This is a genomic window from Nocardiopsis deserti, assembly GCF_008638355.1.
In the GTDB taxonomy this organism is placed as follows: Bacteria; Actinomycetota; Actinomycetes; order Streptosporangiales; family Streptosporangiaceae; genus Nocardiopsis; species Nocardiopsis alborubida.
This window is the reverse complement of sequence record NZ_ML703348.1, coordinates 127607-140800: the sequence shown is the minus strand read 5'-3', so window position 1 is coordinate 140800 and position 13194 is coordinate 127607. Positions and strand designations below refer to the sequence as shown.

The 13194-nt window shown below is 74.4% G+C and carries 8 protein-coding genes; 2 read left to right on the top strand and 6 right to left on the bottom strand.

Annotation, left to right across the window (positions count from 1 at the left end; translation table 11 throughout):
- Positions 1-5 precede the first annotated feature (5 nt).
- The 3 genes from FYW99_RS03470 to aceB form a co-directional block, all read right to left on the bottom strand.
- Positions 6-1205: an FAD-binding oxidoreductase gene (locus FYW99_RS03470; protein WP_150250167.1), complete on the bottom strand. Its 1200-nt coding sequence runs from the start codon at positions 1203-1205 to the stop codon at positions 6-8.
- Between the two features lie 34 nt (positions 1206-1239).
- Complete coding sequence (locus FYW99_RS03465; RefSeq protein ID WP_150250165.1) at positions 1240-2721, bottom strand: FAD-linked oxidase C-terminal domain-containing protein; 1482 nt, start codon at positions 2719-2721, stop codon at positions 1240-1242.
- 147 nt (positions 2722-2868) lie between these two features.
- The gene (gene aceB, locus FYW99_RS03460; RefSeq protein ID WP_150250163.1) at positions 2869-4473 is read right to left on the bottom strand and encodes a malate synthase A; all 1605 of its coding nucleotides are present in this window, start codon (positions 4471-4473) and stop codon (positions 2869-2871) included.
- Between the two features lie 330 nt (positions 4474-4803).
- Here aceB and hflX point away from each other — a divergent pair, with 330 nt between their 5' ends.
- Both hflX and FYW99_RS03450 read left to right on the top strand, forming a co-directional pair.
- On the top strand, positions 4804-6342 hold the full coding sequence (gene hflX / locus FYW99_RS03455) for a GTPase HflX (RefSeq protein ID WP_150250162.1): 1539 nt from the start codon (positions 4804-4806) through the stop codon (positions 6340-6342).
- A 450-nt stretch (positions 6343-6792) separates the two neighbouring features.
- Positions 6793-8001 carry an amidohydrolase family protein gene (locus tag FYW99_RS03450; protein WP_150250160.1) on the top strand — a complete coding sequence of 403 codons (1209 nt, stop codon included), beginning with the start codon at positions 6793-6795 and terminating at the stop codon, positions 7999-8001.
- 85 nt (positions 8002-8086) lie between these two features.
- Here FYW99_RS03450 and holA read toward each other — a convergent pair whose 3' ends face one another.
- The 3 genes from holA to FYW99_RS32135 all read right to left on the bottom strand — a co-directional run bounded on the left by holA (position 8087) and on the right by FYW99_RS32135 (position 13125).
- Positions 8087-9049 carry a DNA polymerase III subunit delta gene (gene holA / locus FYW99_RS03445; RefSeq protein WP_150250158.1) on the bottom strand — a complete coding sequence of 321 codons (963 nt, stop codon included), beginning with the start codon at positions 9047-9049 and terminating at the stop codon, positions 8087-8089.
- Between the two features lie 197 nt (positions 9050-9246).
- Positions 9247-11592 (bottom strand): ComEC/Rec2 family competence protein, encoded by a 2346-nt coding sequence (locus tag FYW99_RS03440; protein ID WP_150250156.1) that lies wholly within the window; start codon positions 11590-11592, stop codon positions 9247-9249.
- Positions 11593-11598: 6 nt separating this feature from the next.
- Positions 11599-13125 carry a ComEA family DNA-binding protein gene (locus tag FYW99_RS32135; protein WP_223838683.1) on the bottom strand — a complete coding sequence of 509 codons (1527 nt, stop codon included), beginning with the start codon at positions 13123-13125 and terminating at the stop codon, positions 11599-11601.
- Positions 13126-13194: the final 69 nt, after the last annotated feature.

Genomic DNA, 13194 nt, shown 5'->3' with positions numbered 1-13194 from the left:
CGTGTTCAGATGCCGCCCGCGAAGCGCCCGGGGGCCAGGCGGTGTCCGGGGTCGAGGGAGTCCTTGACCGCCCGCATCAGCGGCAGCCCGGGAACCTCCCCCCACAGGTCCACACCGGCGGCGTGGACGTGCGGTTCCGCGCGCAGCAGGGTCATCGTCCAGCCGGGTACCGAACGCACGCCGTCGAGCACGGCCGCCACCTCGGCGGCACCGGTGCCCGGCGGGAAGGACGCGTACAGCGCCCCCGCCCGGACCGAGCCGCCGACGCCCGCGCCGGACAGCTCGTTCACCCGCACCGCGGCCCGGACGCTCTCGGCGGGCGGCACGGACACCAGGGCGAGCGTGCCCTCGGCGGGCAGCACGCCCCAGCCCTCGGGCAGGGCGTCGGCCACCTCGGGTTCCGTGCCGGTGGCCGCGGCGATCTCGTCCACCCGCGTCCCGACGCCGCCCGGGGTTCCCTCCAGCACCACCCGCAGACTGCCCGAAGGCCAGTCCAGTTCGACCGCCGCGGGCGTCGCCGTGCACCGGCGCAGCGCCGTCAGCATGCCCTCGGCGTGCGCCGCGGAGGCCGCCGGGAGGGTCACCACGCGCAGGGCCCGGGGGAGCGGGTGCAGGCGGAAGGCCACCGAGGCGATCACGCCCAGGGTGCCCAGGCCGCCGGTGTGCAGCTTGGCCAGGTCGTACCCGGCCACGTTCTTGACCACCCGGCCGCCGCTGCGCGCCACCACGCCGTCGGCGCGCACCACCGTCATCCCGATGACCAGGTCGCGCAGCGCACCGGTGAGCAGGCGGCGCGGACCGCTCACGCCCGTGGCCACCATCCCGCCCACGGTGCCGCCCGTGCGCACGGGGTCCGCCGACAGCCGCTGCCCGGCGGCGGCCAGCACGTCGTACAGCTCGGCCACGGGGGTTCCCGCGCCCACCTCCACCACCAGGTCGCCCGCGATGTGCTCGGTCCACGACAGGTCGGCGGTGTCCACGAGCAGGTCCAGGCCGCGCGGGAGGCCGCCCCAGTCCAGGGCCGTGCCCCCGCCGCGCGCGACGACGGCCAGCCCCTCCCGGGCGGCGGACGCCATGACCCGGCCCAGAGCCCGGGTGTCGGCGGGACGTGCCACGCGCGCGGGGACGAGGCCGCCCACAGCGTCGGCGCCGGTCCCCTCGCGCAGTGCGCCGCCCCGGGCGTCCGGTCCCTCGACGAGTGTCACGTGTTCTCCCCCGTGCTCGCGGTCCGCCCGCGCCTCAGAACTGCTCGGCCCTTCCCGCCTCCACCAGCGGGTGCACCCCGGTGCGCACCCCGGGCCGCTCGCCGCACAGGCGCGGGGTGGGCAGCAGCTTGTCCGGGTTGGCGATCCCGTCCGGGTCCAGGGCCCGGCGGAACAGGTCGAAGGTGGCCAGGTCGTCGGGGCCGTACATGCGCGGCATCTTGCACGCCTTGTCCACGCCCACCCCGTGCTCGCCGGTGATGGAGCCGCCGTGCTCGATGCACAGGTCGAGGATGGCGCCGGAGACCTCCTCCGCCCGCTCCGCCGCGCCCGGCTCCGCGTCGTCGAACAGTACGAGCGGGTGCAGGTTGCCGTCCCCGGCGTGGAAGACGTTGGCGACGCGGATGCCCGAGGCCGCCGACAGCTCGGTGATGCGCCGCAGCACCTCGGGCAGGGCCGTGCGCGGGACGACGCCGTCCTGGACGATGTAGGCGGGGCTGATCCGGCCGACGGCGGCGAAGGCCGACTTGCGGCCCTTCCAGATCCGGGCGCGCTCGTCGGCGTCGCTGGCGGCGCGGGTCTCGAAGGCGCCCGCCTCCGCGCACAGCCGGGTGACCTCGGCGAGCTGGGCCTCGACCTCCGCCGCGGGCCCGTCCAGCTCCACGACCAGCACGGCCGCGGCGCCCTCGGGGTAGTCGCAGGCCACAGCCCTCTCCGCGGCCTCGATGGCCAGCGCGTCCATCATCTCCACGGCCGAGGGCAGCACCCCGGCGGAGATGATGGAGCTGACCGCCCGGCCGCCCGCGTCCATCGAGGTGAACGCCGACAGCAGGGTGACGGTGCGTTCCGGGGACCGGGTGAGGCCCACGGTGATCCTGGTGGCCACACCCAGGGTGCCCTCGGAGCCGATGAAGGCCCCGACGAGGTCGTAGCCGTGCGCGCCGGGGTTCTTGCCGCCCAGGCTCACCTGCTCGCCGGAGGGGGTGACGATGTCCAGGCCGCGCACGTGGTTGACGGTGAACCCGTACTTGAGGCAGTGGGCGCCGCCGGAGTTCTCGGCGACGTTGCCGCCCACGGAGCACACCTGCTGGCTGGAGGGGTCGGGCGCGTAGTAGTAGCCGTGGGGTGCGGCGGCGCGGGTGACGTCCAGGTTGGCCACACCGGGTTCGACGACCGCGCACTCGTTCTCGACGTCGATCTCCAGGACGCGGCGCATGCGCGAGGTGACCAGCAGGACGCCCTCGGCGCGGGGGAGCGCTCCCCCGGACAGGCCGGTGCCCGCGCCGCGCGGGACGAAGGGCACGCCGTTCTCGGCGCACAGGCGCACGACGGCGGCGACCTGCTCGGCGGTGGTGGGCAGCACCACGACGCCGGGGAGGGCGCGGTGGTGGGGCAGCCCGTCGCTCTCGTAGGTGCGGCGCTGGGCGGCGTCGGTGAGCACGCCGTCCTCGCCGCAGATCCGGCGCAGCCGCGGGACGAGCCCGGCCACGGCCGCCTGCGCCGCCTCGGTCTCGGACATGGGCGCCTCCCGGTTCCACCTGCGCGGACACGGACGGTCCCGCCCGCTTCCGGACGCGACCTCGCAAGGTGAACGTACGACTGCACCCCTCGCGCATGCAAGGGGTGCAGTGGAAGTTGTCTTCCGTCTTATGAAATTAGTGTCGGGCTACGGCATGCGCTCGTAGGCGGGCAGGGTCAGGAAGTCGACGTACTCGTCGGCCAGGGCCACCTCGGTGAACAGTTCGCCTGCCTGCTGGTACAGGTTCTCGTCGAAGTCCGCGCCCAGCTGCTCGCGGATGGCGGCGAGCTCCTCGTCGATGATCCCCCTGACCAGCTCGGCGGTGACCTTGGGGCCGTTGTCGAGCGTGATGTCGTTGTGCAGCCACTGCCAGACCTGGGAGCGGGAGATCTCGGCGGTCGCGGCGTCCTCCATGAGGTTGTGGATGGCCACCGCGCCGTTGCCGCCCATCCACGTCGCCAGGTACTGCAGGGCGACGTTGACGTTGCCGCGCAGGCCCGCGAGGGTGACGCCGCCCGGAGTCCTGTCCACGGCCAGCAGGTCCTGGGCCGAGACCTCGACCTCGGGGCGCTGCTTGTCGATCTGGTTCGGGCGCTCGCCCAGGACGCCGTCGAAGACCTCCATGGCCACCGGGACCAGGCCCGGGTGGGCGACCCAGGAGCCGTCGAAGCCGTCGCCGGACTCGCGGGACTTGTCGTCGCGCACCTTGGCGAAGGCGGTCCTGTTGACCTCCTCGTCCCTGCGGGAGGGGATGAAGGCCGCCATGCCGCCGATGGCGTGGGCGCCGCGCTTGTGGCAGGTCTTGACCAGCAGCTCGGTGTAGGCGCGCATCATGGGGGCGGTCATCGTGACGGCGTTGCGCTCGGGCAGCAGGAACGTGCGGCCGCGGGTGCGGTGCGTCTTGATGATGCTGAACAGGTAGTCCCAGCGGCCCGCGTTGAGGCCCGCGGAGTGCTCGCGCAGCTCGTAGAGGATCTCCTCCATCTCGAACGCGGCCGGGATGGTCTCGATGAGGCAGGTCGCGCGGATGGTGCCGCGCGGGATGCCCAGGCGCTCCTGGGCCAGGACGAAGACGTCGTTCCACAGACGCGCCTCGAGGTGGCTCTGCATCTTGGGCAGGTAGAAGTAGGGGCCCCTGCCCTTGTCGATCTGGCGCTGGGCGCAGTGGAAGAAGTAGAGCGCGAAGTCCAGCAGGCCGCCGCTGACGCGCTGGCCGTCCACGAGGACGTGCTTCTCGTCCAGGTGCCAGCCGCGCGGGCGCACGACGACGGTGGCGAGCTCGCCGTCCTCCTTCAGGGCGTAGGCCTTGCCCTGGGGGGAGGTGAAGTCGATGGTGCGGTCGAGGGCGTCGCGCAGGTTGAGCTGGCCCCCGATCATGTTCTCCCACAGCGGGGTGTTGGCGTCCTCGAAGTCGGCGAGCCACACCTTGGCGCCGGAGTTGAGCGCGTTGATGGTCATCTTGCGGTCGGTGGGGCCGGTGATCTCCACACGGCGGTCCGTGATGCCCGGGGCGGGAGGGGCGACCCGCCAGCTGTCGTCCTCGCGGATGTGCTTGGTCTCGGGGAGGAAGTCGAGGTCGGCCCCGGCCGAGATCTGCTCCTGCCTGGTCACGCGCGCTTCGAGGAGCTCCTGGCGGCGCTCCTCGAAGGTGCGGTGCAGTTCGGCGACGAGGGCGAGGGCGTCCTCTGTGAGGATCTCGTCGAACCGTTCGTGGAGGGGGCCGGTGATCTCGACCCCGTGCGTGGCGCCCATGGAAAACCTTCCGCAATACGAAATAAGCTTCTGGTATGTGGAAAACGAAGCTACCGTCCGGTTCGTGGACGGTCAACGTCGCGCGTGTCTCATTGACCGGGGAGTTTCCCTGGATGGGAAGGCCGGAAAAACTTCTCCCGCGACTTCCGTACCCGTCGTCGGGGCGGGTGCGGGGTGTGTCCCGGGTCCCGTGGAGCGTTGTGCCCGCCGTGCCCTGCGATAATTCAGATGCCCTCGCGGAGGCGAGATGCCACCATTGACAGGGCACCCGCCGCCGCCCGGTCGCGGGAAGAATCGAGGCGGCGGCCACGTTGACCCACCTGGAGGGATATGAATACAGCTGACACCCGCGGAAGCGTCCACGACGGCCACGAGGCCGAGGACGCGTTCCGCGAGGCGATCACCGTCGGGGACGGGGTCGAGGCACACGACGCGTCCCGCGAGGCCGGAGCCACCGGCGGAGACCGCTACGACGACCCGGGCAACGCCCCCGACCAGGGTGCGATGGAACTCGCCGAGCGCCACGCGCTGCGCCGCGTTCCGGGACTGTCCACCGAGCTCACCGACGTCACCGAGGTCGAGTACCGCTCCCTGAGGCTGGAGCGCGTCATCCTCATCGGCGTGTGGACCAGCGGCTCCCAGGCCGACGCGGACAACTCGCTCACCGAGCTCGCCGCCCTGTCCGAGACCGCGGGCGCGCTCGTGCTGGAGGGGGTCACCCAGCGCCGGTCCAAGCCCGACCCCGCCACCTACGTCGGCAAGGGCAAGGCCGCCGAGCTGCGCGACATCGTGGAGGCCACCGGCGCCGACACCGTGATCTGCGACGGGGAGCTCACGCCCGGCCAGCTGCGCCAGCTGGAGGACGTGGTCAAGGTCAAGGTGATTGACCGCACGGCCCTGATCCTGGACATCTTCGCCCAGCACGCGCGCAGCAGCGAGGGCAAGGCCCAGGTCGAACTCGCCCAGCTCAGCTACCTGCTGCCGCGACTGCGCGGCTGGGGTGACGCCCTGTCCCGTCAGGCGGGCGGCTCCGGCGGCGGTGGCGCGGGCGGCGGCGTGGGCCTGCGCGGACCGGGTGAGACCAAGATCGAGACCGACCGTCGGCGCATCAACGACAAGATGGCCAAGCTGCGCCGCCAGCTCGCCCACATGCGTACCGCACGCGACGTCAAGCGCGACGTCCGGCGTACCCGCGCGGTGCCGTCCGTGGCCATCGCCGGGTACACCAACGCGGGCAAGTCGAGCCTGCTCAACCGGCTGACCGGCGCCGGGGTCCTGGTCGAGAACGCCCTGTTCGCCACCCTGGACCCGACCGTGCGCCAGGCCCGCACACCCGACGGCCGCGGGTTCACGCTCAGCGACACCGTCGGATTCGTCCGGCACCTGCCGCACCAGCTGGTGGAGGCCTTCCGCTCCACCCTGGAGGAGGTCGCCGACTCCGACCTGGTCCTGCACGTGGTCGACGGATCCCACCCCGACCCCGAGAGCCAGATCAACGCGGTCCGGCACGTCTTCGCCGACATCGACGCCGGTGACGTGCCCGAGCTCATCGTGGTCAACAAGGTGGACGCCGCCGACCCCGACGTGCTCAAGGTGATGCGCACCCGCTACCCGGACATGGTCGAGGTGTCGGCGCGCACCGGTGAGGGCGTCTCCGCCCTGGTGGAGGCGGTCGCCGCGGCGCTGCCCGAGCTGGCGCACGAGGTGCGGGCGCTCGTCCCGTACTCGCGGGGCGACCTCATCGCCCGGATCCACGAGGAGGGGCGCATCCTCAGCGAGGAGCACACCGCCGAGGGTACGGCGATCCACGCCTTCGTCCCGGCCCTGCTCGCGGGCAGACTCGACGAGTACACGCCCAGCACGGTCTGAGGCACGCGCGGTCCGCCGCGCACGGCCGGGGCGCCCCGACGGGGGCGCCCCGGCCCCGCCGTGTCCGGGGGCGCGGGCGCCGACGCGGCGCACGGGCGCATCCCCGTTCGGACGACGCACGCGAACACCCAGCTCACCGCGGCCGTCCGTGGCACTGATCACTCCGTGTGCCCGCGGTTTTTGTTGGGAGACCGTCCTATTCGTCCTCCCGGGGAGGTGTACACGGAGTCCGCGGATGGACTACGGTTTTGGAGCACTGGCCGCCAGTGGCCGCTGTCCCGCGACAGCCGACCCCTTTGCCACTGCCACGGCACCGCGGCGGCCGCAGGCCGCCCCCCACCGGCTCTGTCGGACCGCTCCAGATACGAGGTCGCCATGTCCGCCCGTGTATCCCACGACCGTGTCCCGCAGTCGTACCGGCGGATCTGACCGGCGAGGGCGGACGACCCCATGACGGCGGTACTCCTCAGCAACATCGGCCGGCTGTGGACCGGGAGCGAACTGCTCACCAAGGCCGCGCTCCTGATGGACGACGACCGGGTGGCCTGGGTCGGGCCCGCCGCCGAGCTCCCCCAGTGCATCCCCGGCGTGGTGGACGACCTCACCGACGTCGACGACGTCGTCAACATCGGTGGCGGCATGGTCACCCCCGGGCTGATCGACGCCCACTGCCATCCGGTGTACGCGGGGGACCGCTACGCCGAGGTCAACATGTGGGCCAAGGGTGCCTCCAAGGGGGACATCTTCGCGGCCGGGGGCGGTGTCTCCACCACCGTCACCATCACCCGGGGCACCGATCCCTGGACCCTGTGCAACGCGGTCCGCGAACGGCTCCGGCACTGGGTGCTGACCGGCAGCACCACCGTGGAGGCCAAGACGGGCTACCACCTGACCAGGGACGGCGAACTTGCCGACGTGCGCCTGCTGCGCTCCCTGGAGGAGGAGCCGGGCATGCCGCGCCTGCACGTCACCTTCTTCCCGGCGCACGGGGTGCCGCCCGAGTTCTTCGGCAGACCCAGGGAGTACGCGGCCACCGCCGCCTCCTGGCTCAACGACGCCGCGCTGGCCGGTGCCGACGGGGTGGACGTGTACTGCGACAACCAGCAGTTCACCACCGAGGACGCCCGCATGCTGCTGGGGGTGGGCCAGTCCGCGGGGCTGCGCACCACCCTGCACGCCTGCTCGCGCCCCCGGCACGGCGCCGTGCGCATGGCCGCCGAGATGGGCTGCTCCTCGGTGGACCTGCTGCACGAGACCGACGAGCAGGACGTCCTGGCGCTGGCCGCCACCCGCACGCCGGTGGTGGCCTGCCCGACGACCTCGCTGCACGAGCGCCGCACCCCGCCGGTGCGGGCGCTGCTCGACCACGGTGTGCCCATCGGACTGGGCACTGACCACAACCCCGGCCAGTCGGGCACGATGTCGATGCCGCTGGTGATCTCACTGGCCATCTCCATGTTCGAGATGACCGTGCACGAGGCCCTGCACGCCGCCACGGTGGGCAGTGCACGCGCCCTGGGCCTGACCGACCGGGGCGTGCTCGCGCCCGGCAGCCTGGCCGACCTCGTCCAGTGGGACGCCGACCACGAGGGCGCCTTCGCCTGGTCGATGGGCCTCAACACCCTGCGCGTGTGGCAGGGCGGCAGGACCATCCGCTGAGGCGGTGCTCCTTCCGGGGGCGGCGCCCGGCCCGCCACCGCTCCCGGCAGTCGGCCCGCGGGCGCGGTCCGTTCCGTCGCGCCGCTCAGCGTGTGCCGCGGGCCCGGGCGATCTCGATGACGGCCCGCTCCAGTGCGTACTCGGGGTCGCGTCCGGCGCCCTTGATGAGCGCGTCGGTCTCGGCGACCACCGCCATGGCCCGGGTGACCCCCGCCGGGCTCCACCCCCGCGCCTGCTGACGCAGGGTCCGCAGCTTCCACGGCGGGACCTTGGCCCGCTTGGCCAGGTCCGCCTCGGACATGCCGCGCGGCGGCTGGGCGGCCACGGCGATGCCGCGCACCGCACCGGCAAGCGCGCTGTTGATGAGCACCGGGGCGGTACCCACCGCCAGCGACCAGCGCAACTGCTCCAGCGCCTCGGGCAGGCGCCCCTCCACGGCGCAGTCGGCCACGGTGAACCCCGAGGCCTCCGCCCTGCCGGAGTGGTACCGGGCCACCGCCGCGGCGTCCACCCGGCCCTCGGTGTCGGCGATCAGCTGGGTGCAGGCCGCCGCGATCTCGCGCAGCTCGCTGCCGACCGCGTCCACCAGCGCCTGAGCGGCGTCGGCGGTGATCTGGCGTCCCGCCTGGGAGAACTCGCCCTTGACGAAGGCCACCCGCTCGGCGGGCTTGCTGGGCCCCTTGCAGTCCACGCGGTGGGCGCCCGCCTTGACCGCGGCCTGGAGCAGGGCCTTGCCCTTGTTGCCGCCCGCGTGGGTGAGCACGAGGTTGACGTCGTCGGCCGGGTCCCCGAGGTAGTCGGTGACGGTCGCCGCCAGGTCCTTGGTCAGGTCCTGGGACGAGCGCAGCACCACCACCCGCCGGTCGCCGAACAGCGAGGGCGAGGTCACCTCGACGAGTGTGGACATCCCCACCTGGGCGGGCACCAGGTCGTGGACGTCCACGCCGGGGTCGGCCTCGCGGACCGCCGCGACGACGGCGGCGACGGCCCGGTCGACGAGGAGTTCCTCGTCCCCGACGATGATCGTGAGCAGGGCGGGTGCAGGCATACACAGAGGATGCCACGCCCCGCCGACCAGCCGGGCGCCTCACCGCCCGTTCGGGCACCCGGCGCGCGGTCGGCGGGCACGCTCCCGCCCCGTCGCCCGCACCGCCCGTGGCCGGTGAGGCCCGTACGCGGTGCCTCCTACGGCACCACCCCCTGTCGCGCTGCCTTCCGCCGCGCTCCCCGCTGCGGCGCCGTCTCCTACCGCGCGGGGTCGGGTCCGCGCACCACGGCCTGTCCGGGACCGGAACCGCCGCCGTCCAGCACGGCCACGTCCCCGTCCCGGTCGGTGCGCAGGTTCACCCGCGCCACCCGCTCCAGGATGTTCCACGTGAACGGCGCCGGATGCCCGTAGGTGTTGTCCGCGCCCACCGAGGTCACCGACACCACCGGGTCGGTGGCCTCCAGGAAGGCCGGTTCCTGGCTCCCCGCCCCGTGGTGGGGCACGGCCAGCACGGTCACCCGCAACAGGTCGGCGTCCGGTCCCTCCAGCAGCCTTCTCTGCGCCTCCTCCTCGATGTCACCGGTCAGCAGCACCGTCAGCGCCGCCCCGTCCGCCCGGACCACCACCGAGGCGTCGTTCACCGAGCCCGTGAAGCCGGGCTCCGGCCACAGCACGCGCAGCAGCCAGGGCCCCACCCGCAGCCGCTGGCCCCGCCCGGCCTCCAACAGCCGCACCCCGGCCCCGGCCAGCAGCCGCCCCGTGGCGCTCTCCCCGAACCCCGGCGGCGCCAACGCGGCCCCCACCCTCCGGTGCCGCAGCACTCCGGACGTCCCGTCCACGTGGTCGGCGTGGTCGTGACTCAGGACCAGCAGCGGGACCTCGCGCACCCCCAGCCGCCCCAGGCAGTCGTCCACCCTGTCCGGGTCCTCGCCGGTGTCGGCGACCACCGCCGAACCCGGACCCGCCGACAGCACGAACGCGGTGCCCTGTCCCACGTCGCACGCCACCAGCGCCCAGCCCGTGGGCGGCCATCCGCCTGGCACGCACCGCGCGGCCAGGGCCAGCAGCAGCACGGCCGCCAGCACGGCGGCCACGACACGGCGCAACCGCCCGTGCGTGAACACCAGTACCGCCAGCACGGCGGCCAGGACCAGCCCTCCCACCAGGTCCGACCGCCACGCCAGCGCGCCGTGCGGGACCCGCGCGCCCGCCCCCGCCACCGCCGCGATCCACGACACCCCCAGCCCGGGCAGGTGCGCGGCCACCGCCGCCGCCCCCGGCCACGCCACCGCCAGGGCCGCCACCGCCGACCCGGTCACCGTCACCGCCGCGACCACCGGGGCGGCCAGGACGTTCGCCGGAACCGCGATCCACGAAAGCTCGCCCGAGAGCAGGACCAGCACGGGGGAGACCGCCACCTGCGCGGCCAAAGCCACCGCCAGCGCCTCAGCCACCGGACGGGGCAGGCGTTCCGACCACGCCCGGGTCCACGGCGGCACCAGCAGCAGGATGCCCGCGGTCGCCAGCACCGACAGCGCGAACCCGAAGGAGGCGGCCAGCCCCGGCGCGACGAACAGCACTCCGACCACCGTGACGGCCAGCGCGCCGAGCCCCGCGTGGGCGCGCCCCGTCGCCAGCGCCAGCAGGCCCAGCGACCCCATGAACGCCGCGCGGACCACGCTCGGCTCCGGGCGGCACACCAGGACGAACAACCAGATCACCGCGGCCCCGCCCGCCACCGAGCACCACGGGGGCGCCCGCAGCAGCCGGGTAGCCGCCAGCACGAAGCCGGTCAGCACCGCCAGGTTGGCCCCCGAGACGGTCAGCAGGTGGGTCATCCCGGTATCCCGGAAGTCCTCGGCGGTCTCCGGCGGCACCCCGGACGCGTCGCCGACGATCAGTGCAGGGAGGAGCCCGTTTTCGGGCCGGGGCAGCCCGGAGGAGGCCTCCCGCAGACGCTCCCGCACCAGACCGGCGAAGCTCTGCAGACCGCCGGGCCGCCCCACCTCCTCCGGCGGCCCGCGCACCAGGACCAGGGCGGCGGTGAGGGGGTCGTCCTCCGCGCCGAGGAAGACGCCCCGCGCCCGGAAGGTCTGCCCGGGCAGCAGTTCGCGCCAGCCCGACCCCGAGGCCAGGACCACCATCGGAGCCGCGGACCCGCGTTCGGTTCCCCCGGACCGCACCCACGCGGTACGGGCGTCGACCACCCAGGCCGCCCTGCCCGGACGGGGAGTCCCCGTCCGCGGACGCGGGTCGGCCGTCACCACCGCCTCGAACTCCGCCTCGCGCCCCTGCTCCGCCGCCTCCCTGGCCGCGCTCCGCTCCACCCGGTGCACCTGGACACCGGCCACCGCCGCCACCGTGGCCACGCAGGCCAGCGACGCCGCGGCGGTGAGCGCCACCGCCTCCAGCGGCGGACGCACCGCCGCCAGGAGCACGACCGCCGCGCCGGCCCCCGCCGCCCCGGCCAGGGACCAGGCCGCCCACGACGGGACGGCGAGCGCCGCCAGCGCGGCCAGCCAGGCCGTCGCCGCGGGCGCCAGCAGGCGCAGGTCGGGCGGCCTGTCCAGTCCGTAGGCGTCCGCCCCCAGCCACGTCGCCACCTCCGCTCACCCCACCGTCACGTGGGGTTGGAGGTCGGCGAGGACCTTGTCGCCGATCCGGTCCACGTTGACCAGGTCGTCGACGCTCCGGAACGGCCCGTGCTCCTCGCGGTAGGAGACGATGTTGTCGGCGATCACCGCGCCGACCCCGGGCAGGGTCTCCAGTAAGGCCCGATCCGCCCGGTTGATGTCCACCAGCCCCCCGGTCCCCTGCGGGCCGCTCCCGGGGACGCCCGCGCCCGCGGGTGCGGGGACGCCCACCAGGACCTGCTCGCCGTCGACCAGCGGACGGGCCAGGTTGAGCAGGTCGAGGTCGGCGTCGGGCAGCGCGCCGCCGGCCTCCTCCACGGCGTCGGCCACCCGCGACCCCGACGGCAGCGTGTACAGCCCGGGGTCGGACACCTCACCGCCCACGTGCACCACGAGGTCCTCCTCCGGCGCCGCGGCCCCGGCCGCTCCGGCACCCGTCTCCCCGGCTTCCGTCCCCGTCTCCCGCACGCTGTCGCTCTCCGCCGCCGTCGCGGGCACGGGTGCGGCGCGGGTGACCATCTCGGGCGCGGGCACCGTGGTCGGCCGGTGGTACAGCGCCAGCACCAGCACGACGGCCAGGGCGCCCAGCACGGCCAGGGCCACCACCGCCCGCCGGGACAGGGCCGCCCGGGGCGGCAACCGCCGGGCCAGCCGCTCCAGGAGCGAACCGGGCGGCTCGGGGACGAACTCCGCGTATCCCGACGGCGGGCGCTCCGGGCGGCGGTGCCGTCCCCCGGTCGGGTCAGACCACGCGTCCGGACCGGACGCGCCCTCCGGTGCGTCAGCACGGCGGGCGGACCCGGCGGTCCTCTCGTCCGCGTTCTCCCCGGTGCCCCGCCTGACGGGCCCCGCCGCCTTCGCGCTCCGGATCTCCCCGGAGGGCCGCGGTGCGGGCACCACGGCCTTCCCGTCCCGGTTCTCTCCCGAGGTCCGTGGCGCGGGCACGGTCGCCTTCCCCGTCCGGCTCCCCTCGACGGCCCGCGGTGCGGGCACCGTCGCCCTCCCGGCCCGGTTCTCCTCGGAGGGACCCCGTGCTGACGGGGACCCGGCCGGGGAGGGGTCCGGGGGAACGGTCACGCCGAGCAGGTCGTCGGGATGGCGCTCTGGCCAGCCCCGGCTCCGGTCCACGCGGTCACCGGAGGTCCTCCCGCCCCGGTGTCGCGGGGCCGGAGGCCGGGTCGCGGTGTCCTCGGAGGCGTCCGGCCGCCGGAGGCCGGTGGCCGGATCTCGGCGGGGCGCGGTCTCGGGGCGGCCGATGCGCTCCGGGCAGGGTGCGCCGCCGGACGCCTCCGGCCGGTACGGGGTGTGCGTCCCGGTCACCGCGTACGGCGCACTCGGGATCGGCGGGACACCGCGGGGCGGCGGCGCGGGTTGCGCATGCGAGCGGGGGATACGCGCGCGCAGGCGCCGGGCGGCGGGTGAGGCGTCCAGGGTGAGCGCGCGGAGCCGGTCCTGCTGGTCGGTCTCGGGGGAGTGGCGCCGGGTGCGGCGCTGAGTAGTCATAAGACCACGTTAGGAATCCGGAATCGCTGTGTCAGCACCCGGTTTCAGGCTGTGGACAACTCTCGTCCC

What these genes read in the sequence shown, in the direction of transcription:
- hflX (WP_150250162.1), top strand. Translation starts at nt 4,804, where the DNA reads ATGAATACAGCTGACACCCGCGGAAGCGTCCACGACGGCCACGAGGCC.
- aceB (WP_150250163.1), bottom strand. Translation starts at nt 4,473, where the DNA reads ATGGGCGCCACGCACGGGGTCGAGATCACCGGCCCCCTCCACGAACGG.
- FYW99_RS03465 (WP_150250165.1), bottom strand. Translation starts at nt 2,721, where the DNA reads ATGTCCGAGACCGAGGCGGCGCAGGCGGCCGTGGCCGGGCTCGTCCCG.
- holA (WP_150250158.1), bottom strand. Translation starts at nt 9,049, where the DNA reads ATGCCTGCACCCGCCCTGCTCACGATCATCGTCGGGGACGAGGAACTC.
- FYW99_RS32135 (WP_223838683.1), bottom strand. Translation starts at nt 13,125, where the DNA reads ATGACTACTCAGCGCCGCACCCGGCGCCACTCCCCCGAGACCGACCAG.
- FYW99_RS03450 (WP_150250160.1), top strand. Translation starts at nt 6,793, where the DNA reads ATGACGGCGGTACTCCTCAGCAACATCGGCCGGCTGTGGACCGGGAGC.